Source organism: Roseateles albus (assembly GCF_028595345.1).
GTDB classification, from domain to species: Bacteria; Pseudomonadota; Gammaproteobacteria; order Burkholderiales; family Burkholderiaceae_C; genus Paucibacter_A; species Paucibacter_A albus.
In genome coordinates, this window is the sequence record NZ_JAQQXT010000001.1 from 380,131 (window position 1) to 403,805 (window position 23,675).

24 protein-coding genes are annotated in these 23,675 nt (G+C 63.2%); 9 read left to right on the plus strand and 15 right to left on the minus strand.

Features of this window, described 5'->3' with window-relative positions:
* Nucleotides 1-112 precede the first annotated feature (112 nt).
* Nucleotides 113-622, plus strand: a complete 510-nt coding sequence (locus PRZ03_RS01555; RefSeq protein ID WP_273598712.1) for a CAP domain-containing protein — start codon at nucleotides 113-115, stop codon at nucleotides 620-622.
* 9 nt (nucleotides 623-631) lie between these two features.
* Here the strand turns inward: PRZ03_RS01555 and PRZ03_RS01560 are convergent, their stop codons facing one another.
* The 4 genes from PRZ03_RS01560 to PRZ03_RS01575 all read right to left on the minus strand — a co-directional run bounded on the left by PRZ03_RS01560 (nucleotide 632) and on the right by PRZ03_RS01575 (nucleotide 4,334).
* A complete protein-coding gene (locus tag PRZ03_RS01560; RefSeq protein ID WP_263534964.1) occupies nucleotides 632-1,297 on the minus strand; it encodes a response regulator in 666 nt (221 codons plus the stop codon).
* A 36-nt stretch (nucleotides 1,298-1,333) separates the two neighbouring features.
* A complete protein-coding gene (locus tag PRZ03_RS01565) occupies nucleotides 1,334-2,608 on the minus strand; it encodes a sensor histidine kinase (protein WP_273598713.1) in 1,275 nt (424 codons plus the stop codon).
* Nucleotides 2,609-2,676: 68 nt separating this feature from the next.
* Nucleotides 2,677-3,810 carry a tRNA 2-thiouridine(34) synthase MnmA gene (gene mnmA / locus PRZ03_RS01570; protein WP_273598714.1) on the minus strand — a complete coding sequence of 378 codons (1,134 nt, stop codon included), beginning with the start codon at nucleotides 3,808-3,810 and terminating at the stop codon, nucleotides 2,677-2,679.
* A 23-nt stretch (nucleotides 3,811-3,833) separates the two neighbouring features.
* Nucleotides 3,834-4,334, minus strand: a complete 501-nt coding sequence (locus PRZ03_RS01575; protein ID WP_273598715.1) for an NUDIX hydrolase — start codon at nucleotides 4,332-4,334, stop codon at nucleotides 3,834-3,836.
* Between the two features lie 116 nt (nucleotides 4,335-4,450).
* Here PRZ03_RS01575 and PRZ03_RS01580 point away from each other — a divergent pair, with 116 nt between their 5' ends.
* The 7 genes from PRZ03_RS01580 (at nucleotide 4,451) to PRZ03_RS01610 (ending at nucleotide 11,649) form a co-directional block, all read left to right on the plus strand.
* Complete coding sequence (locus PRZ03_RS01580) at nucleotides 4,451-5,572, plus strand: Re/Si-specific NAD(P)(+) transhydrogenase subunit alpha (RefSeq protein WP_273598716.1); 1,122 nt, start codon at nucleotides 4,451-4,453, stop codon at nucleotides 5,570-5,572.
* Nucleotides 5,573-5,576: 4 nt separating this feature from the next.
* Complete coding sequence (locus tag PRZ03_RS01585) at nucleotides 5,577-5,894, plus strand: NAD(P) transhydrogenase subunit alpha part 2 (protein ID WP_263534959.1); 318 nt, start codon at nucleotides 5,577-5,579, stop codon at nucleotides 5,892-5,894.
* Nucleotides 5,891-7,318, plus strand: a complete 1,428-nt coding sequence (locus PRZ03_RS01590; protein ID WP_273598717.1) for an NAD(P)(+) transhydrogenase (Re/Si-specific) subunit beta — start codon at nucleotides 5,891-5,893, stop codon at nucleotides 7,316-7,318. Before PRZ03_RS01585 ends, PRZ03_RS01590 begins: the two co-directional genes overlap by 4 nt.
* Before the next feature lie 112 nt (nucleotides 7,319-7,430).
* Nucleotides 7,431-9,116 carry a long-chain-fatty-acid--CoA ligase gene (locus tag PRZ03_RS01595; RefSeq protein ID WP_263534957.1) on the plus strand — a complete coding sequence of 562 codons (1,686 nt, stop codon included), beginning with the start codon at nucleotides 7,431-7,433 and terminating at the stop codon, nucleotides 9,114-9,116.
* Nucleotides 9,117-9,193: 77 nt separating this feature from the next.
* Nucleotides 9,194-9,658 carry a hypothetical protein gene (locus PRZ03_RS01600; RefSeq protein WP_273598718.1) on the plus strand — a complete coding sequence of 155 codons (465 nt, stop codon included), beginning with the start codon at nucleotides 9,194-9,196 and terminating at the stop codon, nucleotides 9,656-9,658.
* A gap of 59 nt (nucleotides 9,659-9,717) precedes the next feature.
* Nucleotides 9,718-10,461 carry a 16S rRNA (uracil(1498)-N(3))-methyltransferase gene (locus PRZ03_RS01605; protein WP_263534955.1) on the plus strand — a complete coding sequence of 248 codons (744 nt, stop codon included), beginning with the start codon at nucleotides 9,718-9,720 and terminating at the stop codon, nucleotides 10,459-10,461.
* Between the two features lie 9 nt (nucleotides 10,462-10,470).
* Entirely contained in the window at nucleotides 10,471-11,649 is a 1,179-nt protein-coding gene (locus PRZ03_RS01610; RefSeq protein ID WP_273598719.1) for an MFS transporter, read from the plus strand.
* Nucleotides 11,650-11,665: 16 nt separating this feature from the next.
* On the opposite strand, the gene PRZ03_RS01615 is transcribed toward PRZ03_RS01610, so the two are convergent.
* The 3 genes from PRZ03_RS01615 to PRZ03_RS01625 all read right to left on the minus strand — a co-directional run bounded on the left by PRZ03_RS01615 (nucleotide 11,666) and on the right by PRZ03_RS01625 (nucleotide 15,718).
* Nucleotides 11,666-13,546: a pentapeptide repeat-containing protein gene (locus PRZ03_RS01615; protein ID WP_273598720.1), complete on the minus strand. Its 1,881-nt coding sequence runs from the start codon at nucleotides 13,544-13,546 to the stop codon at nucleotides 11,666-11,668.
* A 147-nt stretch (nucleotides 13,547-13,693) separates the two neighbouring features.
* Nucleotides 13,694-14,389, minus strand: coding sequence for a tetratricopeptide repeat protein (locus PRZ03_RS01620; protein ID WP_273598721.1), 696 nt, complete (start codon nucleotides 14,387-14,389; stop codon nucleotides 13,694-13,696).
* Between the two features lie 45 nt (nucleotides 14,390-14,434).
* The gene (locus tag PRZ03_RS01625; protein WP_263534952.1) at nucleotides 14,435-15,718 is read right to left on the minus strand and encodes a THUMP domain-containing class I SAM-dependent RNA methyltransferase; all 1,284 of its coding nucleotides are present in this window, start codon (nucleotides 15,716-15,718) and stop codon (nucleotides 14,435-14,437) included.
* Nucleotides 15,719-15,777: 59 nt separating this feature from the next.
* Here PRZ03_RS01625 and PRZ03_RS01630 point away from each other — a divergent pair, with 59 nt between their 5' ends.
* Entirely contained in the window at nucleotides 15,778-16,197 is a 420-nt protein-coding gene (locus PRZ03_RS01630) for a PaaI family thioesterase (RefSeq protein ID WP_409993914.1), read from the plus strand.
* 3 nt (nucleotides 16,198-16,200) lie between these two features.
* Here the strand turns inward: PRZ03_RS01630 and PRZ03_RS01635 are convergent, their stop codons facing one another.
* The 8 genes from PRZ03_RS01635 to argS all read right to left on the minus strand — a co-directional run bounded on the left by PRZ03_RS01635 (nucleotide 16,201) and on the right by argS (nucleotide 23,652).
* Nucleotides 16,201-16,710 carry an outer membrane protein assembly factor BamE gene (locus PRZ03_RS01635; RefSeq protein WP_273598723.1) on the minus strand — a complete coding sequence of 170 codons (510 nt, stop codon included), beginning with the start codon at nucleotides 16,708-16,710 and terminating at the stop codon, nucleotides 16,201-16,203.
* 14 nt (nucleotides 16,711-16,724) lie between these two features.
* Nucleotides 16,725-18,248 (minus strand): RNA polymerase factor sigma-54, encoded by a 1,524-nt coding sequence (locus PRZ03_RS01640; protein WP_273598724.1) that lies wholly within the window; start codon nucleotides 18,246-18,248, stop codon nucleotides 16,725-16,727.
* A gap of 15 nt (nucleotides 18,249-18,263) precedes the next feature.
* On the minus strand, nucleotides 18,264-19,046 hold the full coding sequence (gene lptB / locus PRZ03_RS01645; RefSeq protein ID WP_273598725.1) for an LPS export ABC transporter ATP-binding protein: 783 nt from the start codon (nucleotides 19,044-19,046) through the stop codon (nucleotides 18,264-18,266).
* The gene (gene lptA, locus PRZ03_RS01650; protein ID WP_273598726.1) at nucleotides 19,046-19,669 is read right to left on the minus strand and encodes a lipopolysaccharide transport periplasmic protein LptA; all 624 of its coding nucleotides are present in this window, start codon (nucleotides 19,667-19,669) and stop codon (nucleotides 19,046-19,048) included. Before lptA ends, lptB begins: the two co-directional genes overlap by 1 nt.
* Before the next feature lie 105 nt (nucleotides 19,670-19,774).
* Complete coding sequence (locus PRZ03_RS01655; RefSeq protein WP_273598727.1) at nucleotides 19,775-20,434, minus strand: thiol:disulfide interchange protein DsbA/DsbL; 660 nt, start codon at nucleotides 20,432-20,434, stop codon at nucleotides 19,775-19,777.
* 4 nt (nucleotides 20,435-20,438) lie between these two features.
* The gene (locus PRZ03_RS01660) at nucleotides 20,439-21,125 is read right to left on the minus strand and encodes a thiol:disulfide interchange protein DsbA/DsbL (protein ID WP_273598728.1); all 687 of its coding nucleotides are present in this window, start codon (nucleotides 21,123-21,125) and stop codon (nucleotides 20,439-20,441) included.
* 56 nt (nucleotides 21,126-21,181) lie between these two features.
* The gene (locus PRZ03_RS01665) at nucleotides 21,182-21,946 is read right to left on the minus strand and encodes an SPOR domain-containing protein (protein WP_273598729.1); all 765 of its coding nucleotides are present in this window, start codon (nucleotides 21,944-21,946) and stop codon (nucleotides 21,182-21,184) included.
* The gene (gene argS / locus PRZ03_RS01670; RefSeq protein ID WP_273598730.1) at nucleotides 21,943-23,652 is read right to left on the minus strand and encodes an arginine--tRNA ligase; all 1,710 of its coding nucleotides are present in this window, start codon (nucleotides 23,650-23,652) and stop codon (nucleotides 21,943-21,945) included. Before argS ends, PRZ03_RS01665 begins: the two co-directional genes overlap by 4 nt.
* Nucleotides 23,653-23,675: the final 23 nt, after the last annotated feature.

Sequence of the window (23,675 nt, forward strand, 5' to 3'; positions counted from 1 at the left end):
AGGGTTTTGCTGTGCCAAGAGATGAAAGGCCTCGGGCCGGCGCGAGTGGCGACTTTGGCGGATGGGCGGTTAGGATTCGCGCTCTACCGCACCAGCCCTGTTTGCCCCGTCCATGTTTTCGAGATCTTTGTTTGCGCTGCTTGTGGCTCTTGGGGCTACGCCGGCCTGTGGTCAAGAGGCTGAGCTCGGCTGCCAAAACAAGGTTCCGGTCGAGCAAGTGATACAAGACCTGAATGCTTTTCGAGCCCAGCTGCGTAGCTGTGGTTCGCAGGACTTTGGGCCGGCCGGCCCGCTGCGCTGGGAGGGCCGGCTGGCGCAGGCGGCACAAAGCCATGCGACCGAGCTGGCGCAGGGCGAGCAACTCAACCACCTGTCGACCAACGGCCGCACGCTGCGGCAGCGGCTTCGTGCAAGCGGCTACCTGGCCTACCGTGTGGGCGAAAACCTGGCCGCAGGCCAAGAGAGCCTAGACGAAGTGCTGCAGACCTGGGTCGGCAGTGCCAAGCATTGCGAAAACATCATGCAGGCCGACTTTCGAGACGTCGCGCTGGCTTGCGCTAGCGGGCCCGGCAAATATGGGAATTACTGGGTGCTGAATCTGGGCCGCAGCATCAGCGAGTGAGGCTAGGTTCTAAATCCAGCCCAGGTCAATTGCGCGCAGCACCGCTTGCGTGCGGTCGCGCACACCCATCTTGGAGAACACCGAGGAGCAGTGGTTCTTGATCACGCCCTCGCTATTGCCCAGCAGCGCGGCGATCTCGGTATTGCTGCGCCCGCTGGCCACCAGGCGCAGCACTTGCAGCTCCTTCGGTGACAGCGGGTCGGGCTGCTCTGTCGCGACAAAAGAGCGCTCGGCCGCCGCGACCGGCCGCTCCATGCGTGCCGTCAGCGAGGGCCGCAGCGCGGTGCCGCCGTTCATCACCTCGCGCAGCGAAGCCAGCAAGGTGTCGGGGCTGATGGCCTTGAGCAAAAAGCCGCGCGCGCCGGAGCGCACCGCTTCGTCAAAAATGCCGGCGTCGTCAAAGGTGGTCAGCAAGACGACGGGGATGTTGAGCCCGCGCGCCGCCAGGGCACGGATCAGGCCCAGCCCGTCCAGCCTGGGCATGCGCATGTCCGACAGCACGATGTCGGGCGTTTGCTCCAGCCCTTGGGCGGCGATCATGTCCAGCGCCTCGGCGCCGTCGCTGGCCTCGCCGACGATGCGGATTTCGTCGCTCAGAGCCAACAGGCCTTTGAGCGCCTCGCGCACGAGCTGCTGGTCTTCGACCAGCAAGAGTTTGATCAGCGGTTTACTCATACCGTCCTTCCAGTAAATTCAAGGAGTCGCCTGCGCTCAGGACGAGGGATTCATCTTGGGGTCGCGTGGGCAGCGCAGCTCAATTCTGAAGCCGGGGCTGCTGCGGGTCACGTCCATCCGGCCGCCCAATTCTTGCATTCGTTCGTTCATGCCTTGCAGGCCGTTGCCGGCTTTGAGCTGCGGCGCGCCGCGGCCATCATCGTCGATGCTGACGCATACCTCCGGGTTTTCATCGCCCGGTGTGAGGCCGGCTTGCAAATTCAGGCTGATGCGCACCGTGGCGGCGCGGGCATGCCGAACGCTGTTGGTGACGGCCTCCTGCACGCAGCGCAAGAGCGCATGGGCCACGCGCGGGCCGAGGTCGCGCGCGGCCGGGGCGATGTCGAGTTCGATGCGGGTGCTGGCGATGCCTTCGGCCAGCGCCTGCAGCGCGGTCGTGAGGTCGATGCGCGGCGCGCTGCGCTGCTGAGAGACGGCCTCGCGCACATCGGCCAGCAGGCCGGCGGCGTTCTCGCGCGCCTTGTCTACCGCCAGCAGCGCGCCACCCGTGTCGTGGCGCTGCAGCAAGGCGCTGCCCAGTTGCAGCTGCAGGTTCAAGGCCGTCAGGTGATGGCCGACCACGTCGTGCAACTCGCGCGCCATCATGGCCCGCTCGCTATAGCGCAGCTGTTCGGCCTGCAACTGCTCGCCGCTCAGGCGCTCGGCCAACATCACCTGCAACCAACGGCGTTTTTCGGCCTCGGCGGCCACCATGCGGCCCAGGCCAAAAGCCATGCCGTGCAGGGCCACCATCGCCATCAGCAGGCCCAAACTGTCCAACCAAGCGGGTACGGCGCTGTCAGGCTGTACCAAGGCGGGCAGCGGCAGCAAGCGGTAAAGGGCCAGGTTGATGGCAATTTGCGCCAGGGCAAACAAGAAAGCCGGGCGGGCGCGCAGCAAGACCGCCGCGAGGGCGGTGACCAAAAACGGCAAGCCGGGCGTCACGCTGATGGCTAAAAGATTGACCACAATCAGCCGCGCCAAAGCATGGCGGGGCGGTTGGTCGGCGCTGGCGTCCCGGGCCAAGCACCAATAGGCCCAGGCGAACAAGAGCACCAAGAAAAAGCAGCCGATCAGCAGCAGCGCATCATTGCTGGCGCCGCCCAAGCGCATATACAAGGCGGCAACCGCGCCGTCATAGGCATCGGTTTGAAAGCCCAGCAGGGCCGCGACCGTGGCGGCCAGCTCCAGCAAGCAGACCGCCAATACGGCGACGCGCAGCGCCACGCTGGGCTGGGCGAAGCGCGCGAGCAAGCGGTCAAAGGTATTCAAGTGGGGGCCGATTTCTGCAAAAGGGCGCAAGGTTGACACAGGACGGCGAGCTTGCCCCGTGTCCTTGGTCATGGCTGGGCGATGACTTGCGCAATCACGCCGCCGCCCAGGCAAACCTCGCCGTCGTAGAGCACCGCGCTCTGGCCTGGCGTGACCGCCCACTGCGCCTGCTCGAACTGCAGCTTGAAATGTGCCGCATCGGGGTTTGACGGCATGAACTCGCAGGCGGCATCGCTTTGCCGGTAGCGGGTCTTGGCGGCGACGTGGCCGCCGCCGGGGGGCTGCGCGCTGGTCCAGCTGATGTCGTCGGCGGTCAGCGTGTGGCTGAGCAGCCAAGGGTGTTGATGGCCTTGCACCGCATACAGCGTGTTGTTGGCCATGTCTTTTTTGGCCACAAACCAGGGCTCATGGTCGCCGCCACCGCGCGGCGCACCCTTGTCTTTCAGCCCGCCGATGCCCAAACCCTGGCGCTGGCCCAAGGTGTAGAAAGACAGACCTACATGCTCGCCAATCTTGCGGCCGCGCTCGTCCTTGATGGGGCCGGGCTGATGGGCGAGGTAGCGATTCAAAAACTCCCGGAACGGCCGCTCGCCAATGAAGCAGATGCCGGTTGAATCCTTTTTGCGGGCGTTGGGCAGCTTGATCTCGTCGGCGATGCGCCTCACCTCGGTCTTGTGCAACTCGCCGACCGGGAACAGCGTCTTGGCCAGTTGCGCCTGGTTCAGGCGGTGCAGGAAATAGCTTTGGTCCTTGCTGTTGTCGACGCCTTTGAGCAACTGCACTTGTCCATTCAACTCGCGAACCCTGGCGTAGTGACCCGTTGCAATTTTCTCCGCGCCCAGCCGCATCGCATGGTCCAAAAAGGCCTTGAACTTGATCTCGGCATTGCACAGGATGTCGGGGTTAGGGGTGCGGCCGGCCTCGTATTCGCGCAAAAAGGTCGCAAAGACGCGGTCTTTGTAGTCGGCGGCGAAATTGACATGTTCGATCTCGATGCCGATCACGTCGGCAACCGCGGCCGCGTCGACGAAGTCGATATTCGAGGAGCAGTATTTGCCGTTCTCATCATCGCTGTCGTCATCTTCCCAGTTCTTCATGAAGATGCCGATCACCTCATGGCCCTGCTGTTTGAGCAGATAGGCGGTGACGGCGGAGTCCACCCCGCCTGAGAGACCGACGACGATTCTTTGCTTCTGAGTCATGTGGGCGATTGTCCCGCAAGCTGTCAGCCCTTGATCAGCGGTGAGTAGAGCGAGGGGTCAATATGAATGGCATCCAAGGGCAATCGCTTGCCGGCCAAGTGATCTTCGATGCAGCGCAGCACCAAGGGGCTGCGGTGGCGAGTGGCGCTGGCGCGAATCTCGTCCACCGTCATCCACAGCGTGCGATGGATGCCGTGGTCCAGCGTGCGTCCCGCGATCACCTCACCGACCTGGCCGCTGAAAGCCAGCCGAATATAGGTGACATCCTCGCCGAGCTTGCCGCGTACAAAGCGCGCCATATAGAGGCCCAGCAAGGACTCGGGCACAAAGTCGCGGGCGGTTTCTTCCAGCGCCTCGCGCACCACGCCCTCCAGCGGTGATTCGCCCGGATCCAGATGCCCGGCCGGGTTGTTCAACTGGAGGCCTTCGGGCGTTTCTTCTTCGACCAGCAAATAGCGGCCGCCTTGCTTTATAACCGCCGCGACCGTTACCGCCGGCTTCCAACGCTCATTCTTGGTGGACATCTCTAACTCCGTTGTACCCAGGCATGTCCGGGTGTCATCAAGAGCATCTATTGTGTAAGCTCCGCACGGCTTAGCACCCGGTGAGTGCCCGGTGCGGGCTCTGGAGGGGAAAATTCATGCTGATAGGTGTTCCGCGCGAGAGCGCAGTCGGGGAAACGCGCGTGGCCATCACGCCCGAGACCGCCAAGAAGTTGAAGGCCCAGGGTCATACCTTGCGCGTCGAGAGCGGCGCTGGCCTGGGCGCCAGCGTCCTTGACGAGGCCTATCAGGCCGCAGGCGCCGAGATCGTCGACCGCGCTGCGGCTTTCGCTGCCGATTTGCTGCTGAAGGTGCGCAGCCCATCGACCGAGGAGTTAGCGCTGGTCAAATCGGGCGCTGCCCTGGTCGGCATGCTCAACCCCTTTGACGCCGACGGCCTGCAGGCGCTGGCGGCGGCCGGCCTGACCAGCTTCGCCTTGGAGGCGGCGCCGCGTACCTCGCGGGCGCAGAGCATGGACGTGCTGTCCAGCCAAGCCAATATCGCCGGCTACAAGGCGGTGATGATTGCGGCCGATCGCTATCAGCGCTTTTTCCCGATGCTGATGACGGCGGCCGGCACGGTCAAGGCGGCGCGCGTCGTCGTCCTGGGCGTCGGTGTGGCGGGCTTGCAAGCGATTGCCACGGCCAAGCGCCTGGGCGCGGTGATTGAGGCCTCGGATGTGCGGCCGGCCGTCAAGGAACAGGTTGAATCGTTGGGCGCCAAGTTCATCGATGTGTCTTATGACACCGACGAGGAAAAGGAAGCCGCCGTCGGCGTGGGCGGTTACGCCAAGGCGATGCCGCAGAGCTGGCTGGACCGCCAGCGGGCCGAAGTCGCCAAGCGGGTGGCGCAGGCCGATGTGGTGATCACCACGGCCTTGATCCCCGGCCGCGCCGCACCGGTGCTGGTCAGCGAGGAGATGGTCAAGAGCATGAAGCCGGGCTCGGTGATCGTGGACCTGGCCGCAGCCAATGGGGGCAACTGCCCGCTCACCGAAGCCGGCAAGACTGTCATCAAGCATGGCGTGACGCTGGTCGGTGAGACCAATCTGCCGGCCCTGGTAGCGGCTGATGCGTCGGCACTGTATGCCCGCAATATCCTGGACTTTTTGAAGCTGGTGATCAGCAAAGAAGGCGTGTTCCAGGTCCCGATGGATGACGACATCGTTGCCGCCTGCCTGATGACGCAGGCCGGTGAAGTCAAGAGAAAGAAGAGCTGAAGCCATGGAACAACTCGTTAACCCAACGGTCACCAATCTGATCATCTTTGTGCTGGCGATTTATGTCGGCTACCACGTCGTCTGGACCGTGACACCCGCGCTGCACACGCCGCTGATGGCCGTCACCAATGCGATCTCGGCGATTGTCATCGTCGGCGCCATGATGGCTGCGGCCCTGACCGTCACCGATCTGGGCAAGTTCATGGGCACCTTGGCGGTGGCGCTGGCCGCTGTGAATGTCTTTGGCGGCTTTCTGGTCACGCGGCGGATGTTGGAGATGTTTAAAAAGAAGGACAAGAAGAATACGGAGGTGAAGAAATGAGCATGAATCTCGTCACCCTCTTGTACCTGGTCGCCAGCGTCTTCTTTATCCAAGCGCTGAAGGGCTTGTCGCACCCGACCAGCTCGATTCGCGGCAATATCTTCGGCATGGTCGGCATGCTGATCGCCGCCGTGACCACCGCCGCCTTGATCGTCAAGCTGGCAAATGGCGAGTTGTTCGGCCTGACTTATGTGCTGGCCGGCCTGGTGATTGGCGGTGGCCTGGGTGCTTATATGGCGCAAAAGGTCGAGATGACCAAGATGCCCGAGTTGGTGGCCTTTATGCATAGCATGATCGGCCTGGCGGCCGTGTTCATTGCGGCCACGGCCGTGCTGGAGCCGGCGGCCTTTGGCATTACTTCAGCGGGTAGTGTTGAGATCCCTGGCGGCAATCGGATTGAGCTGGCGCTGGGAGCCTTCATCGGCGCGGTGACCTTCAGTGGTTCGGTGATCGCTTTCGGCAAGCTGTCCGGCAAGTACAAATTCCGCCTCTTTCAGGGCGCGCCGGTGTCTTTTGCCGGCCAGCACAAGCTCAATTTGGCCTTGGGGCTGGCAGCAGTGATCAGCTGCTACGGCTTCTGGGAGACCCAGTCTTGGGCCGCGTTCAATACCATCTTGGTGCTGGGTTTTGCGCTTGGTGTCTTGCTGATCATCCCGATCGGCGGCGCCGATATGCCGGTGGTGGTGTCGATGCTGAACAGCTACTCGGGTTGGGCGGCGGCCGGTATCGGCTTTTCACTCAATAACTCGATGCTGATCATTGCCGGCTCGCTGGTGGGTTCATCGGGCGCGATCCTGAGCTACATCATGTGCAAGGCGATGAACCGCAGCTTTTTCAATGTGATCTTGGGCGGCTTTGGTGGCGATGCGACCGCTGCGGCGGCCGGTGGTGCGGTGCAGCGCTCGGTCAAGAGCGGCAGTGCCGACGACGCGGCCTTCATCATGGGCAATGCCGAAACCGTCATCATCGTGCCGGGCTACGGCCTGGCCGTGGCGCGCGCCCAGCATGCGGTCAAGGAGTTGGCGCACAAGCTGACCGAGCGCGGCGTCAAGGTCAAGTACGCGATCCACCCGGTGGCGGGCCGCATGCCCGGTCACATGAATGTGCTGCTGGCCGAGGCCGAGGTGCCCTATGACCAGGTCTTCGAGATGGAAGACATCAACGCCGAGTTCGCGCAGGCCGATGTCGCCATCATCCTGGGCGCCAATGACGTGGTGAACCCCGCTGCCCATGTCAAGGGCAGTGCGATCTACGGCATGCCTATCCTGGAGGCCTACAAGGCCAAGACCATCATCGTCAACAAGCGCTCGATGGCGGCGGGTTATGCGGGCCTGGACAACGAGTTGTTCTATATGGACAAGACGATGATGGTGTTCGGCGACGCGAAGAAGGTGGTGGAGGATATGTTGAAGGCGGTGGAGTGAAAGGGATTTTGGGTAGCTGTCACTAGACGGCCGGCGCTATCGCTTCCCCCTATGCGCCAGACCCCTCCCATCGGGGAGAATCCAGCTCATTCGAACGGAGACGTAAAAAACCATGCTGCAGAAGACTTGGCTGAAGAATTACCCCGACGGCGTGCCCGCCGAGATTCATGCGGAGTTGTACCCGTCGCTGGTCGAGTTGATGACGTCGGCGTTCAAGAAGTTCCCGCAACAGCCGGCTTACAAGATGATGGGCCGGCAGATCAGTTTCGGCCAGCTCGATGAGAGCTCGCAGGCGCTGGCCGCCTATTTGCAAAGCCTGGGGCTGGAGAAGGGCGACCGGGTCGCCTTGATGATGCCCAATGTGATGCAGTATCCGGTCGCCGTCGCTGCCGTGTTGCGGGCCGGTTTCGTGGTTGTCAACGTCAACCCGCTCTACACGCCGCGCGAGCTGGAGCATCAGCTGAAGGACTCTGGCGCCAAGGCGATCGTGATCCTGGAGAACTTTGCGACCACCTTGCAGCAAGTGCTCAAGTCGGTACCGACCAAGCATGTCGTGCTGGCGTCCATGGGAGACATGCTGGGCTTCCCCAAGGGGCTGATCGTCAACTACGTGGTGCGCAAGGTCAAAAAGTTGGTGCCGGCCTACGAGTTGCCCGGCGCGGTGGCTTTCAATGACGCGGTCGCAAAAGGCCGCTCGCTCAGCTACAAAGCGCCCAGCGTCGGGCCAAACGATATCGCCGTGCTGCAATACACCGGCGGCACCACCGGCGTCTCCAAGGGCGCGGTGCTCTTGCATCGCAACTTGGTCGCCAATGTGATGCAGGCCGAGGCCTGGTATCAGCCCGCCCTCAAAAAGGTGCCGGCCGGCGAGCAATTGGTCAGCATTTGTGCGCTGCCGCTGTATCACATCTTCGGTTTCACCACGAACATGATGCTGTCCATGCATGTGGGCGGCTGCAATGTCTTGATCCCCAATCCGCGGGATATTCCGGGCATGTTCAAGGAGCTCAGCCAGCATCGCTTTCACAGCCTGCCGGCGGTCAACACCTTGTTCATGGCCATGGCCAACCACAAGGACTTCAATACCGTTGACTGGAGTAGTTTGGTGATTGCGGTGGGCGGCGGCATGGCGGTGCAACATGCCACCGCCAAGCTCTGGTTGGAGAAAACCGGCTGCCCGATCTGCGAAGGTTACGGCCTGAGCGAAACCTCGCCGATTGCCAGTTGCAACCCGACCGACAGCACCGCCTATACCGGCTCCATCGGCCTGCCCATGCCCAGCACCGAGATCTTGCTGCTGGATGATTTGGGGCAGCCGGTGGCCAATGGCGAGCGGGGCGAGATCGCCATCCGCGGGCCGCAGGTGATGGCCGGTTATTGGCAGCGTCCGGACGAAACCGCGCAGGTGATGACGGCCGATGGTTTCTTCCGCACCGGCGACGTCGGCACCATGGACGAGCGCGGTTTCTTCCGCATCGTTGATCGCAAGAAGGACATGATTCTGGTCAGCGGCTTCAACGTCTACCCCAATGAGATTGAGGATGTGTTGACGCAGATGGAGGGCGTGCTGGAATGCGCGTCGGTGGGCATCCCCGATGCCAAGGCCGGCGAGGCCGTCAAGGTCGTGATCGTGCGCAAGAATCCGACCGTCAACCCCATCACCGAGGCCGATGTGCGCGCCTATTGCGAGGCCAACCTGACCGGCTATAAGCGCCCCAAGGTGGTCGAGTTCCGCGATGAGTTGCCCAAGACGCCGGTCGGCAAGATCCTGCGGCGTGAACTACGCGACAAGACCTGAGTCCTCGTGCCTTGAGGGTGTGCGCGCAGCAGCCCGGTCCCGTTTAGAGTCGACCTTATTCTGAGGGGGAGGCAACAATGCTGGACCGGACTTACGTCAAGACCGAGGCGGGTCGGGCGGAGATCAAAGCGCGCGGCCTGACCATGTCGCGCAGCATGCGCAATCTCTTGCTGATGATTGACGGCGGCAAGACAGCCGCTCAATGGCTAAGCCTGGTACAGGGCACGGTCCTGGCCGACCTGGAGTATTTGTTGGCGCAGGGCTTGATTGCCGATGCCCGGCCGAGCGCGGTGGACATCCCGGTCGAGGTGGATGTCTCGCCGCTGGACTATGCGCAGCTGTATGGCTTTTTGACCCGCCATGCCAAACAGTATCTGGGCCTGATGAAGGGCTACAAGATGGTGCTGGAAGTGGAGCGCTGTGGCGATCTGGCGGCCTTGCGTGCTCTGGGCCAGCGCTTTGTGGCCGAGGTGCAGCAAGCACAGGGCGAAGTGGTGGCCGATCAGGTGCGGCGGGCCATGTCCATCATTCGCAATCCATGAATCTGGCTTGAACTTGCTGGCACACTGCAGGCTTGTTTGAAGCAGAGCCAGCCACCATCATGCCCCCGCGTTTTTTTGTCGATACCCCCCTGAGCAAGCCGGACCTCAGCGGTACAGATTTGCTTTTGCCACCCTCGGCCGCCCGCCATGTGCAGGTCTTGCGTCTGCAGCCGGGCAGCCCGCTGACCTTGTTTGATGGCTCCGGCCCTGAATGGCAGGCCGAAGTCGTGGCGATGGGGCGCAGCGAGGTGCGCGTGCATCTGCAAGCGCGCCAACTGGTGCAGCGAGAGCTGACGCAAGAGGTGACCCTGGCCGTGGTGATGCCAGCCAATGACCGCATGGACGGCTTGGTCGAGAAGGCCACCGAGCTGGGCGTGAGCTGCATTCAACCGCTGATGAGCGAGCGCTCGGTGTTGCGGCTCAACGGTGAGCGCGCCGACAAAAAGCAAGCGCATTGGACGGGTGTGGCCATCGCCGCTTGCGAGCAAAGTGGCCGCAGCTGCGTGCCGAAAATCGCTGCCGTCAAGACCCTGGCGGCCTGGTTGGCGGAGTTGCCGGCACCGACGACCGAGCAACGCCGTTGGCTGCTTAGCCCCACTGCGGCTCAGCCCTTGAAGTCATTGAACGAAGCCACGGCTCGGCAGACTTTGGTGCTGAGCGGCCCCGAGGGGGGCTTGAGCCCTGCCGAGGAGCAGGCGGCACGCGAGCGGGGCTTCCTCGCGGCCCAACTTGGGCCCCGCATCCTGCGCGCCGATACCGCGCCGCTTGCGGTGCTGGGTTGGCTGGCCTTGCAGTGTCTTTGAATCGCCCGCATGAATATTCAGTTACTGCTGCTGACCATTTGCCAAGGGCTGTTTCTCACCAATAACGTCACCTTCATCGCCATCAACGGCCTGGTTGGCTTGGCGCTGGCGCCGGTTGCTTGGATGGCCACGTTGCCGATCTGTGCCTATGTGGCCGGTGGCGCGATGTTTGCGCCACTGGTGGCCAAGCATCAGCGCGCGTTGGGTCGCCGACGCGCCTTTCAGTTAGGTTTGGTGGTGGCAATTCTGAGTTGTGCGATGGCCGCCTGGGCGGTCAGCGAAAAGCAGTTCTGGTGGGTGGTGATCGCCACCTTGTTGGCGGGTTACTTCAACGCCAATGCCGGGCTCTACCGTTTTGCCGCGACCGAGCTGGTGGCCCCATCGCACAAGGAACGGGCGATTTCTTGGGTTTTGGCCGGGGGCATCATGGGCGCGGTGATAGGCCCCAACCTGGCCAATGCCAGCCGCGGCCTGCTGACGCAGCCCTTTGCCGGCGCCTATCTGGTCTTGATCGGTGTGGCCGCCCTGGCTTTGGCGGTGATGAGCTTCATCCGCTTCCCGCCGCTGCCGGTGGCTTCGGGTGCTTCACCCCATGGACGACCGCTGCGCGAGTTGGCGCGCCAGCCGGTCTTTGTCGTGGCGATCGCCGCTTGTGCGCTCGGCTATGGCGTGATGAATCTGTTGATGGCCGCCACGCCGATTGCAATGGCGCAATGCTCGCTGCCCTTTGACAGGACCGCCCTGGTGCTGGAATGGCATGTGCTGGGCATGTTTGTGCCGAGCTTCTTCACCGGCAGCCTGATCAAGCGTTTTGGCGCCTTGTCGGTGATGGGCGTCGGCGTGCTCTTGAATCTGATCTGCGTCGGCATTGCCTTGTCGGGCATTGACCTGATGCATTTCCTCGCCGCGCTGCTGACGCTTGGCGTGGGCTGGAATTTCTTGTTCATTGGCGGCACGACGCTGTTCACGCAGGCGTACCGGCCCGAGGAGAAGACCACCGCGCAGGCGGCGATGGACTTCTGTATCTACAGCACCATGACCCTGACTTCGTTTTCAAGCGGCGCCTTGGTCACCACCGGCGGCTGGAGCTGGATGAACTGGGCCTCTTTGCTGCCCTTGGCCTGCACAGCGGCTGCGCTGATCTGGTTGGCCGGTCGGCCGGCGGCGACCTTGCCTGCTGCGTCCTGAACCGGGCGAATCGGCCCTATTGCGCGGGGCAGCGTGTCACACCGGCCTTGCCGAGCTGCAAGCCGGTTGGCCAGCGAGTGCCGATGCCGTAGCAAGCGCCTTGCAAGTTGGCGCCTTGCAGCAGCGCCTGGCTGAGATCCAGCTCCAGCAGCAAGGCGCCGCGCAGATCGGCGCCGCGGAAATCGGCCTCTTTCAGGCTGACGGCCCAAAGACGCGCTTTGCGCAGATCGGCCTGGCGGAAGTCGGCGCCGTCAAAGGAGCCGCGATTGATCCTCAACTGCTGCAATTTGGCCCGGCTGAAATTGCTGGCGTCGAAGCGTCCGTCATCGATGTAGTAGCCCTCCAGATTCATGTCTTGCATTCGGCCGCGGCGGCCTTCGATGCCGTACAGATGGAAGCCTTGGCCCGATTCGTAGCCCCGGATGTATTGGGAGCGCTGGGCCGGTTTGAACGGGTAGCCGGCACTCAATGCTGTGAGGGGCGGGCTGCCCTCGCAGTCGACCCAGAGCGTCAGCAGGGGCAGCTTGCTCAGGTCCGTCCCGGGCGGCATGACGGTGCGGCAATCGATCAAGGCAGGGACCCAGTTGATATCGCTCAGCAGCGCGCCGGACAGATCGGTGCCACGTAAATCGACCGGAGCGAAAAAACCCTGCATAGAAGGCGAGGGGTCTGAAAAACTCGCGCCGCGCAGCGAGCTATTGACGAACACGGCGCCGCGCAGCTTGGCTGAATCCAATTGATGGCCACTCAGGTCGACATTTTCGATTCGCGCATCTTGCAAATCGAGCCCGCGCAGACGAGACCCGCTGAAGTTGACATCCTTCAAATGGGCCTGTCGGAACTTGGCGCCGGCCAGGTCGACGTTGGAAAAGTCGGCGCCATGCAGCACGGTGTCGCTGAAATCGGCACCCACCAAGGTCGTGCGGGCTTCGGCGCCGAGCTGGGTGTCGACGCTAAAACGTGCGCGGTCCAAGCGGGCCGCACTGAAGTTGGCCCTATCCAGCTTGGCTCCGCGAAAATCGCTCTCGCGCAGGTCGGCACGGCTGAAGTCAAAGCCGCGCAGCTGCGCGTTCTGGAATTGGGCGCCTTGCAGATTGGCGTCGGCGAAGTTGCCTTGCTCCCTCGGCTCGGCCCGATAGCCGCGCAAATCGAGCCCCGGGCGGGCCAGTTCGGCATGGCGATTCAAGCGCATCAAGGCGTCTTGCCGCCCCCGCATGGCATGGGCTTGCTCCGCTTGCATGGCCAGCAAGGTGTCGAATCCGGCCAGGGCCGCCTCATAGCGATGCAGGCCCATCTGCGCCTGTGCCAGCGCCAGCAAGGCTTTGGTATCGCTTGGCCAGAGCTTCAGCAAACCCTGATAGGCCGTGATGGCCTGCTCGAAGGCATGGGATTCCAGAAAATAGCGGGCGCGTGCTGAATGGCTTTGTTTGTCGCCGGGGTGCTGCTGCAGCAGCAAGTCCATTTCGGCCCGCTTGCGCTGCTGAAGCTGCATCGACGCGGGGTCGGGGGCGAAGTGGCAAAGAGAACTGGTGTAGCCGGCGCTGGCGTCTCCCTTAGCGACCATCAGCCGGATTGCGCCGACGCGGTCGTTGAAGCCACAGCTGTCGGCCGGGCTGTCCACCTCGATGATGGTCTGATCCGTCGGCCCTTTGAAGGATTCCAGCAGGCGATAGCGCCCCCGCAGCGGTCGATTGTGATCTTCGGCCTCGCTGAGTAAGCGCAGCGAGATCAGCTCGCCGCGAAACAACAGGCTGGCGTCAAGAAAATGCTGTTCGGAGCTGCTTTCGCTGATGCAAAGACAGGCTTGGGCCTGGCCATGCAGCGCAATCAATAGCAGGCTCATGGTCATCAGCCAGCGGAACTGCCCTGATTCTGGGCGCGAGGCGGATGCTGGCATTTGGCGGGGCTCCCTCCGGACATGGTGTGGCCGCAGCCTAAGGCAAAACGCCGGGCTTTTTGCACGCCGTCGCCCGAGTGCTGATTTCCGCTACCGCAAGTTCTACGGGCTAAACCTGCGACTCGACGTGGCTGCTCGTGCTGCAGTTCAATTTTCGCCGCTGGTCGGCCGAACTTGGTCCGGCTTGGCCTTCTCCGCCACTTCATCCAAGCGGGCGGCTTCTACCGCGCCGACGGCCCTCAGCGCCTTTGCCCGACCCAGGCGTGCTTCGTTCATATCGGGCGCCAGTTTCAACAGCGCCGTGAAACTCTTGATCGCGTCATCAAACTCGCCCGCGCTCAGAAACAGCTGTCCCTGCGCCATCAGCGCGTTGGTGTTTTCTGGATCTTTCTGCAGCTGTGTTTGAAGTGCTTGGCGCTCGGCCCGGTAGCGGGCCAGCCGGGGCCAGTCAGTCTGGTTCCAGGTGCAAGAATCGCTGCGGAAGCCTTGGCGCAGCGAGCCCCGCGCAGCGAGGGTGACGTGCATGCCGATGCGCAGATCTGGCAGCCCGCATTGGGCGCTGTCCGGCGGCGAGTCGATCTCCACCTCGGTCAAGGCCAGGCCCTTGATCGATTGCGTCACCAACCAGCGACTTCGAATTTGGGTGCCCGTCCAGCCCTCAACACGACGGGTGGAGAGCAGCTTGCCGCTGAAGACCAGACTGATTTTTTCGAAGCCTTCGTCCGGGTTCTGCCTCGGAACGGGGCAGGAGCAGGCCTGCGCCGCTTGAATAGGGCTCAGGCACAGCAGCAGAAGCACGAGCCGTAGAAATCGCAATGCCACTGTGGCGGTCGTCTTTTTCATCGCGTGGGGCGGCCTAGCCGCAGCAGCTGATGCACCAAGGCCAGATCACTCTGGCTGAATCTCGGCGCCAGGTTTTGGCGTGCGTGCCGAACCGGCCACCAGATCAAAGCGGAACATCCTGCACTCGATCGGGCCGTTCCACATGGGGAAGCGGCGCGATTCCTTCAGCCGCATCTGCTGAGGTAACTTCATATCCGGGCAGAGCAGCCAGGCGGTCCAGCCGGCCGGATTTTGCGTATAGGCGCGCTTCCAATGCGCGGCCAAGCGCGGGAAAAAGTCGTCCCCGGCGTCGCGAGCCTCGGAGCCGCCGGCATCGCGGTAATGTGCCGCCTTGCCGCGCACCTCGATCCGCTCGCCATAGGGCGGGTTCATCATGATGGTGCCGGGCATGCCCTCGGGCAGCTCTGGTGCCGGCCGCTCCAGCGCATCGCCGCCGTTGAACTGAATGTATTGGGCGACGCCTGCGCGCTCGGCATTGCGGCGCGCGAAGTCCACCATGCGGAAGGCCACATCGCTGCAAAAGATCGGCACCGCCGGCGCATGCTCACGGTCCTTGGCGGCCTGCTTGATCGCTTGCCAGCGGCCGCGCAGCGGCACAAAGGGCAATTGCTTCTCGAAAGCAAAGCGGCGCTGCATGCCGGCGGCCATGCCGCAGGCGATTTGCGCCGCTTCGACCGCGATGGTGCCCGATCCGCAGCAGGGGTCGTGCAGCGCGCCGCCGGTCTCGGGCGTGCCCTTCCAGCCGGCAGCGGCCAGCATCGCGGCGGCCAGCGTTTCTTTCAGCGGCGCGTCGCCCTTGTCTTCGCGCCAGCCGCGCTTGAACAGCGGCTCGCCGGAAGTGTCCACATAGAGGGTGGCGTCGAACTCGCTCAGGTGCAAGATGATGGGCAAATCTGGGAAGCGGGTGTCGACGCTGGGGCGCTCGCCGGTGGCGTCGCGCAGTACGTCGCAGATGGCATCCTTCACGCGCAGCGTGGCGAAGTTGAGGCTGCGCAGCGGCGAGTGGCGCGCGACGGTGTCCACACGGATGGTCTCGGCCGGCGTGATCCACTCGGTCCAGTCAATCGTGCGAGCCAAGGCATAGATATCGTCCTCATGGCGGTAGCCGCCCGAGGTCAGCTCAATCATCACGCGCTGCGCCAAGCGGCATTCGAGGTTGAGCTTCATCACGCCTTCGAGATCGCTTTTGAGCGCGATGCCACCGCGCAAGACCTCGATATGCGTCTTGGGCAGGATCAGGCGAACTTCTTCGTCCAGCAAGCGCTCCACGCCGGAGGCACAAGAGAGAAAAAGCTGGTGTACGGTTTTTGGGGATTCTTTGGCGGCCATGACGCTATTGTCCCAGCAACAGCGCCGCGACCTAAACTGCACCCATTTACTTTTACATCCTGGACCCGATGCTTACTTCCGACCAACTGACCCAATTCGGCGCGGCCAGCCTGCCCGGCTTGCTGGGCATCGTGATTCTGCAGGCCGGCCTGGACGAGGTGCATGCCGAGTTGCCGGTGCGTCCCGTCGTGATGGCGCCGAACGGCTATTTGCATGCCGGCAGCATCGTCAGCTTGGCCGACACCTGCGCGGGTTACGGTTGCATCGCCAATTTGCCGGCCGGTGCGAGCGGCTTCACGACGATTGAGTTGAAGTCCAATCACTTGGGCACCGCCCGTGACGGCGTGATCGAGTGCAGGGCCAAGCCGGTGCATCTGGGCCGCACGACTCAAGTGTGGGACGCGGTGGTGACGCATCGCGAGACGGGCAAGACGCTGGCGCTGTTCCGCTGTACGCAGATGCTGCTTTACCCCAAATAGGGCTTAACGTCCCGGGAACATGCGCTCATCGTCGAAGATCATGCTGTGGGTGGTGCGCAGCACGACGCCGTCCTTGAAGTGCACATTGAAACGCTGGCGCTGACCCATCATTTCATCGGGCACGGTCCAGTCCCAGACCTCTTCGCCGCTGAATCTGAATGTCACGCGCGTGCGTTCCTTGCCCAGCAGGCGGCTGACCTGATCGGGCGTCCAGCCCGGTTGCACGCGGGCCCGCACGGCGGGCTGCAAGGTGTCCTCGATGCTGATGACCTTGCCATCGGCGTCGACGCGGATCATCAGCGCGCTCTTGCCCATCGGTTGCTGCGAATACTCCAAGGTCTTGCCGCCTTTGCCGTCAAGGTCGGGCCAGATCTGCGTCGGCTGACCATATTGGGCCAGCACGGCGGCCGCACTCATGCCGGGGCTGACGCTGCGTGGGCTGGGTACGCTGACACAAGCGGCGAGGCTCAGGCACATGAGGCTCGCAATGGCGATCGTTTTGAAAACAGACATGAGGTCTTTGCTCCTTAGTTGACCCGCCGCATCGTGGTCGTGCCGATTTTCATGCCTTCGCGGTACTTGGCCACGGTGCGGCGCGCGACCTGTATGCCTTGCTCGTCCAGCATTTCGGCCAGCGCGCTGTCGGACAGTGGCTTGGCTGGGTTCTCGGCGTCGATGAATTGCTTGATCAAGGCGCGCACAGCGGTGCTCGAAGCATTGCCGCCGGCCTCGGTGCTGAGCCCCGAGCCGAAGAAGTATTTCAACTCAAAAGTGCCGAACACGGTGGCCATGTATTTGGCCGTGGTGACGCGCGAGATGGTCGACTCATGCAGACCCAACTCATCAGCAATCTCGCGCAGCACCAGCGGTTTCATCGCCAAAGCGCCATGCGTGAAGAAGGCTTTTTGGCGCTCCACGATGGCCTGCGAGACGCGCAAAATCGTATCAAAGCGCTGCTGGATATTCTTGATGAACCAGCGCGCTTCCTGCAGCTGACCGCCGAGCGGGCTGTTGGTGATGCCGCCGCGCGTTTGGCGCAGCGCGTTCGCATACAGCTCGTTGATGCGCAGCTTCGGTGCCACCTCGGGGTTGATGATGACGCGCAACTCGCGCCCGACCTTGCGCACGATCACGTCCGGGATTACCGCTGCGGCCATGCCGCGTGCAAAAGCGCGCCCCGGCTTGGGCTCCAGTGAAACAATTAAGGCCTGCGCCTCACGCAAGAGCTCATCGTCGGCACCGGTCAGGGCCGACAGCCTCTTGTAGTCACGCCGGGCCAGCAGCTCCAGGTGTTTTTGGCAGATCATGATGGCGATCATCTGCGCCGCGCTGCGCGGCAGGGCGCGCAATTGCAACTCCAGGCATTCGGCCAAATCTTTCGCACCGACGCCGGTGGGCGTCATGTTCTTCAGCCATTTCAGCGCGATACGAAGATGGTCCAGCAGGTCTTCGCGCTCTTCGATGTCCTCGGACAGCGCCTCTGAGATTTCTTCAAGGCTGTCTTCCAGATAGCCGTCTTCATTCAATGATTCGATCAGCACATGCAAGGCCATGCGGTCGGACTCCGACAAGCCCATGCCAGCCATTTGCTGAGTTAGGTGCTCTTGCAGGCTGATTTCGCCCGTGGATTGATCGGCATGTTCGCCGTCGTCATCGCCGCTGCCTGAGTTGCTGCCGGGGCTGTTGGCCGGCAACTCGCGGATGCCGTCAAAGTCATCGCGCTCGGTGCCGTTCTCCCAGTCTTCGCGCTCGACTGCGCCGAAGTCCTCGGCCTGCAACTCGGCCGCGGCCTCGCCACCGCCGCCCAGCTCCATATCGGCGCCGCTGTCCTCAGCGGCGGTCGCTTCGCTGATGCTGGCGCGCATCTCGGCCAACTCGGGCGCCGCGACGCTGAAATCCTCCTCGGTTTCCAGCAGCGGGTTCTGCGCCAGCATCTGCTCGACTTCTTGGTTCAACTCCAGGGTCGAGAGTTGCAGCAGCCGGATTGACTGCTGCAACTGCGGCGTTAACGATAGGTGCTGGCTCAGCCGTAGCTGCAAAGAGGGTTTCATTCGCCGCTAACCAGATCACATGCGGAAGTTTTCGCCGAGATAGACCTTGCGCACGTCGGCGTTCTCGATGATTTCGGCCGGTGTGCCTTCGGCCAGCACCGAACCTTCGCTGATGATGTAGGCGCGGTCACAGATGCCCAGCGTCTCGCGCACATTGTGGTCGGTGATCAAGACACCAATGCCGCGCGCCTTCAGGAAGCCGATGATGCGCTGGATCTCCAGCACCGCGATCGGGTCGACGCCGGCAAAGGGCTCGTCCAGCAGGATGAAGCGCGGCTGGGTGGCCAGTGCGCGCGCAATCTCGACGCGCCGCCGCTCACCGCCCGACAAGGCCGGCGCCGGGCTGTCGCGCAGCTTTTCGATGCTGAGGTCGTGCAGCAGGCTCTCTAGCAATTCGTTGATGCGGTCAGGCGAGAGGGCGCGGCCATCCGGCCCGACTTGCAACTCCAGCACCGCGCGGATGTTCTGTTCGGTCGTCAGCTTGCGAAAGATCGAAGCCTCTTGCGGCAGATAGCTCAGGCCCAGGCGCGCACGCTGATGGATAGGTAAATGCTGCACGGCGCGGCCGTCGATGCGGATCTCGCCGGCATCGGCGCGCACCAAGCCGACGATCATGTAAAAGCTGGTCGTTTTGCCTGCACCATTGGGGCCCAAAAGGCCAACCACCTCGCCGCTGTTGACGCCGACATGGACATTGGTGACGACCCGGCGTACCCCATATGTCTTGGCCAGGCCCTCGGCCTCCAAGCGGCTGCGCGGGCCAGACTCCAGCGCCGGGATGTGAGCTGCGCTGCTCATCAAGGTTGGCGTTTCGGCAAGGTCACGCTGGGCTGCAGCGGCACCGCTGAGGCCGGCGCTGCATTGGCCTCGGCCGCAGCAGCGCCACGAGGCATCAACACCACCCGTACCCGGCCGCTCGGGTGTGGCGAGGTGGCGCCGCCTTCGGCCGTGAAAACTTCGCTGCGGTTGTTGTAGACGATCAAGGCGCCGGTGACCTCATCGGCCACCTTGCTGCCCTGGGTGCGGCGCACCACCGCATTGCCAAGAAAACGCACCGAATCGCTGCGGGTATCGTATTCAAGTGCATCGGCAAAACCTTCGATGGCCTCGCCGGGCACATCGCGCGCCTGGCGGAAGCTGACTTGCTTGCCGGTTTTGCCGCTGGCGTTCGCTTGGTAATAGCCGTCGCCGGTTTCGCGCAGGTCGATGCGCTCGGCCCGCAGCACCAGGCTGCCCCGGCTCAGCACCACATCGCCGAGAAACTCGGTTCTCTGGTTGGCCACGTCGACACTGCCACCTTTCTCGGAAGCGATGTTCAAGGGCATCAGGTGGTCGGCCTTCTCGGCCCACGCCGGCCCTGCGGCCAGCGTCAGCAAGGCGCTCAGGCCCACCCCCGCCAGGCCCAGCAGCTTTGAGGGCAAAACAGGGGCACAGCGGCGTTGAGTGGGCGTTTGGGTAGGCATCATCTGAGTGGCGGCACAATTCTTGCAGACCATTCTAGCCCGGGGGTGGCTATGCCCTCCCGCTCAGCTCTTGCTGCGTGCCAGCTTGATCAAATGATCGGCCACGACCAGGGCTTGCGGGATGCCGCCGGCCATGCTGGGCGAGGTCAGGAAGCGTCCGGCGACACCTAGGGCCGGGACGCCATCGGCGCGGTAGGCCTCGGCCAATTTGGTCGACTGGCCCAACCTTGTCTGCGCGCCGAAAGAGTTGAAGGCGGCACCAAATTTGGCTCCGTCCAAGCCCTTGCCAACGGCCCAGGCCGTGATGGCTTTTTCGCTGCTCAGATCGAGTTTCTCGATCTGTAGCGCTTTGAAGACCTGCTCATGCAAGTCGCCCAAACGGCCAAGGCTTTCGAGCGCATAGAACAAGCGCTGGTGCAGCTTGTGCATGGCGCCCACCCCTACATGGATGCGGCGCAGCGACACGTCCGGCGCCAAGGTCTTGCTCCAGGTCGTCAGCGCGGGGTCAAAGGCAAAACAATGCGGGCAGGTGTAGAGAAAGAACTCGAACACCTCGATCTTGCCCTCCGCGCCGGCGCTGGCCAGCGGCTGTGCGAGGCGCAAGAACTGTTTGCCCTCGACGGGCTTGTCGCTTTGCGCCTGGCTGAGGCCGGGGGCGCCGACTGCGGCGATACCTGCTAGGCCTGCCAGGCCAGCATTGAAGAAGCGGCGCTGAATAGTCATCGCTTCAACCCTTGTTGCTGCGCAGCAGCTTGATCAGGTAATCGGCCACCGCCACGGCCTGCTGACCATGCTGGGCCTCGGTCTGCCCCTGGATGCCTGCCATGGCAGGCGAGGTCAGGAACTTGCCGCCAATGCCTAAAGCGGGCACGCCGTCGATGCGGTAAGCCTCCGACAGCTTGCTGGCCTGCGCGCTCTTGGTTTGTACTCCAAAGGAGTTGAAGGCGGCGGTGAACTTGGCCATGTCCAGGCCCATGCGGGCTGCCAGGTCGAGGATGGATTTCTCGTCGTCCAGGCTCAGGCGTTCAACATGGAAGGCGCTGAATACGCGCGGCAAGAGCTCTTCTTCCTTGCCCATTGCTTCCAGCGCAAAGAACAGGCGCTGGTGCAGTTTGATATTGGCCCGAAAGCCCACATGCACCCGGCGGAAACTGACGTCGGCCGGCAGCTGCTTGGACCAAGCCTGGACAACTGGTTCGAAGGCGTAGCAATGCGGGCAGCCGTACCAGAAGAACTCGACCACCTCAATCTTGCCCGGCGCCACCGGCAGCGGCTGGGACAAGCGCTGAAACTGCTTGCCTTCGACCGGGCCGCCCTGCGCCATGGCCAGATTGGGCAGGCCGGCGGCGAGCACACTCGCGGCGCCAACGGCGCTCAGGCTGCAGATTGCGGAGAAATCGCGACGCTTCATCATCTTGAATATCCTAGGGCGGGGAATAAGTGGTTTGGAAGGGCTGGCCTTGCGGCCCATCAGCGTTGCACGCGCACCAAATTGGCTTCGATGCCGGCGGCCTCGACCTTGCGCTGCAGGTCTTCGGCTTCTTCGCGGTTGTCCAGCGGGCCAATGCGCACGCGCATCACCGTGCGGCCCGACTGCTCGCGCTCCAGCACCTTGGCGCTGAAACCCAGCATGGCCAAGCGGGCGCGCTGTTGTTCGGCGTCCTCGGTTTTGACGAAGGCGCCGGCCTGGACAAAATAGATGAAGGGCTCGGCGCTGGCGGCCGCTGCGGCGGCTTTGGCGTCAGCCTTTTTGTCACTCGCCTTGTCGGTCGCTTTCTCGGATTTTTCGGTTCTTTCGGTCTTCTCGGCAGCTTTCGCGCTGCTTGCGGCGGGCGTTGCTGTGTGAGCAGCGCTGCTGGCGGGAGCGGCTGGCGCAAGGGCCGGCGTCGCTAAGACGGGCGTGGACGCGGTGCCGGCGGGCGCTGTGCTGTGAGCCGCTGCAGGCGCTGCGCCGCCCACCACGCCACTGGCAACCTTGGCTCCGGCCTTGCCGGCCAAAGGTGCGTTCGGGTCCCAGTTCTTGTTGCGAGTGGCTTCTTCCGCGTCTTGTTCGGCGGTACGCAGCGGCACCTTGTTGATGAAGGGAATCGGCACCTTGGCGATATAGAGCGCTACGCCCAGGGCCAGGCCCAGGCCCAGCAGCACGCCAACGATCAGCCCCAACACAAAGCCGCCGCGCTGCCCTTGCTTCTTGCTGCTGACCTTGCTTTTGCTACTGACGCTGCTCTGGCTCATGCGCTTTCCTCAATCGCTTCGCGACTCATGACGGTGGGTGCTGTAACGCCGAGCACGTCCAATGCGTTGGCAATCACTTGGCGGGTGGCGGCGAGCAAGGCGGCACGCGCCTGGCTCAAGGCCGGCGTCTGGTCCAGCACCCGCTCGGCTGCATAGTAACTGTGATAACAAGCGGCGAGGTCGCGCAGGTAGAACGCCACATCATGCGGAGCCAGAGATTCGGCCGCGCTGCTCAGCATGCGCGGGTAATCGGCCAGCTTGAGCATCAGGGCGGCTTCGGTCGGCGCGCTCAGCAGGCTCAGGTCAGCTTGATTGAGCGTCGCCTCATCGCCGCCACGCGCGACCCAGTTGCGGATCACCGAGCAGATACGCGCATGGGCGTACTGCACATAGAAGACCGGGTTTTCGTCGTTCTGCTTCAGCGCCAGATCGACATCAAAGGTGAACTCGGTGTCCGCCTTGCGGCCGATCAGGAAGAAGCGCACCGCGTCGCGGCTGGTCCAGTCGACCAGATCGCGCAGCGTCACATAACTGCCGGCCCGCTTGGAGATCTTGACCTCCTCGCCGCCCTTCATCACGGTGACCATCTTGTGCAGGATGTAGTCGGGGAAGCCTTGCGGGATGCCGACATTGGCCGCTTGCAGGCCGCCGCGCACGCGCGCGATGGTGCCGTGATGGTCGGTGCCCTGGATGTTGATGCACTTGCTGTAGCCGCGCTGGAACTTGTCGATGTGATAGGCTACATCAGGCACGAAGTAGGTGTAGCCGCCTTCCGATTTGCGCATCACGCGGTCTTTGTCGTCACCGTAATCGGTGGTGCGCAGCCACAGCGCGCCGCCTTCTTCGAAGGTCTTGCCGCTGGCCATCAGCTTGGCGATGGTGTCATCGACGCGGCCGCTGCTGTAGAGGCCGGACTCGAGGAAGTAGCTGTCGAACTTCAGGCCGAAGGCCTGCAGGTCCAGGTCTTGCTCATGGCGCAGGTAGGCGACGGCGAACTGGCGGATGCTGTCCAGGTCTTCGATGTCACCCGAGGCGGTGAACTGACGGTCGTCGGCCACCACCGTCTGCTTGGCCAGGAAGGCGTCGGCGATGTCCTGGATGTAGTCGCCGTTGTAGGCGCTCTCCGGCCAGCCGGCATCGCCAGGCTTGAGCCCCTTGAGGCGGCATTGGGTGGAGTTGGCCAGCGTGGCGATTTGCACGCCGGCGTCGTTGTAATAGAACTCGCGTGTGACCTGCGAGCCTTGCGTCTTGAACAAGCTGCACAGCGCGTCGCCCAGGGCGGCTTGGCGGGCATGGCCAACATGCAGCGGGCCGGTCGGGTTGGCCGAGACGAATTCCACCATCACATGGCGATCGTTGGCCGGCTGCTGGCCGAAGCCCGCGCCAGCGCTCAAGACTTCGGCGACGACGGCCTGCTTGGCGGCGTCCGTCAGGCGGATATTGATGAAGCCGGGGCCGGCGATTTCCATGCTGGCGACCCAGCGCTGAAAGGCCGGGCGGGCGTTCAAGGCATCAATCAGCGCCTGCGCCAATTCGCGCGGGTTCTTCTTGAGGGGCTTGGCCATCTGCATGGCGGCCGTGCAGGCGAAGTCGCCGTGGCTGGCCTGCTTGGGCGATTCAAAGGCAGCCAGCAGCGTGGAGCCGGGGCTGAGTTCCTGGATGGCTTCGCCCAGGGCGGCGAGCAGTTCTTGCTTGGCTTGGATCATTTCGAGATTCTACGGGTGGCGCT

What these genes read in the sequence shown, in the direction of transcription:
- PRZ03_RS01625 (WP_263534952.1), bottom strand. Translation starts at nt 15,718, where the DNA reads ATGGCCGCCAAAGAATCCCCAAAAACCGTACACCAGCTTTTTCTCTCT.
- mnmA (WP_273598714.1), bottom strand. Translation starts at nt 3,810, where the DNA reads ATGACTCAGAAGCAAAGAATCGTCGTCGGTCTCTCAGGCGGGGTGGAC.
- PRZ03_RS01640 (WP_273598724.1), bottom strand. Translation starts at nt 18,248, where the DNA reads ATGAAACCCTCTTTGCAGCTACGGCTGAGCCAGCACCTATCGTTAACG.
- PRZ03_RS01560 (WP_263534964.1), bottom strand. Translation starts at nt 1,297, where the DNA reads ATGAGTAAACCGCTGATCAAACTCTTGCTGGTCGAAGACCAGCAGCTC.
- PRZ03_RS01655 (WP_273598727.1), bottom strand. Translation starts at nt 20,434, where the DNA reads ATGACTATTCAGCGCCGCTTCTTCAATGCTGGCCTGGCAGGCCTAGCA.
- PRZ03_RS01590 (WP_273598717.1), top strand. Translation starts at nt 5,891, where the DNA reads ATGAGCATGAATCTCGTCACCCTCTTGTACCTGGTCGCCAGCGTCTTC.
- PRZ03_RS01665 (WP_273598729.1), bottom strand. Translation starts at nt 21,946, where the DNA reads ATGAGCCAGAGCAGCGTCAGTAGCAAAAGCAAGGTCAGCAGCAAGAAG.
- PRZ03_RS01575 (WP_273598715.1), bottom strand. Translation starts at nt 4,334, where the DNA reads ATGTCCACCAAGAATGAGCGTTGGAAGCCGGCGGTAACGGTCGCGGCG.
- PRZ03_RS01580 (WP_273598716.1), top strand. Translation starts at nt 4,451, where the DNA reads ATGCTGATAGGTGTTCCGCGCGAGAGCGCAGTCGGGGAAACGCGCGTG.
- PRZ03_RS01595 (WP_263534957.1), top strand. Translation starts at nt 7,431, where the DNA reads ATGCTGCAGAAGACTTGGCTGAAGAATTACCCCGACGGCGTGCCCGCC.
- PRZ03_RS01635 (WP_273598723.1), bottom strand. Translation starts at nt 16,710, where the DNA reads ATGTCTGTTTTCAAAACGATCGCCATTGCGAGCCTCATGTGCCTGAGC.
- PRZ03_RS01600 (WP_273598718.1), top strand. Translation starts at nt 9,194, where the DNA reads ATGCTGGACCGGACTTACGTCAAGACCGAGGCGGGTCGGGCGGAGATC.
- lptB (WP_273598725.1), bottom strand. Translation starts at nt 19,046, where the DNA reads ATGAGCAGCGCAGCTCACATCCCGGCGCTGGAGTCTGGCCCGCGCAGC.
- PRZ03_RS01615 (WP_273598720.1), bottom strand. Translation starts at nt 13,546, where the DNA reads ATGCCAGCATCCGCCTCGCGCCCAGAATCAGGGCAGTTCCGCTGGCTG.
- argS (WP_273598730.1), bottom strand. Translation starts at nt 23,652, where the DNA reads ATGATCCAAGCCAAGCAAGAACTGCTCGCCGCCCTGGGCGAAGCCATC.
- PRZ03_RS01555 (WP_273598712.1), top strand. Translation starts at nt 113, where the DNA reads ATGTTTTCGAGATCTTTGTTTGCGCTGCTTGTGGCTCTTGGGGCTACG.
- PRZ03_RS01620 (WP_273598721.1), bottom strand. Translation starts at nt 14,389, where the DNA reads ATGAAAAAGACGACCGCCACAGTGGCATTGCGATTTCTACGGCTCGTG.
- PRZ03_RS01660 (WP_273598728.1), bottom strand. Translation starts at nt 21,125, where the DNA reads ATGATGAAGCGTCGCGATTTCTCCGCAATCTGCAGCCTGAGCGCCGTT.
- PRZ03_RS01585 (WP_263534959.1), top strand. Translation starts at nt 5,577, where the DNA reads ATGGAACAACTCGTTAACCCAACGGTCACCAATCTGATCATCTTTGTG.
- PRZ03_RS01605 (WP_263534955.1), top strand. Translation starts at nt 9,718, where the DNA reads ATGCCCCCGCGTTTTTTTGTCGATACCCCCCTGAGCAAGCCGGACCTC.
- PRZ03_RS01610 (WP_273598719.1), top strand. Translation starts at nt 10,471, where the DNA reads ATGAATATTCAGTTACTGCTGCTGACCATTTGCCAAGGGCTGTTTCTC.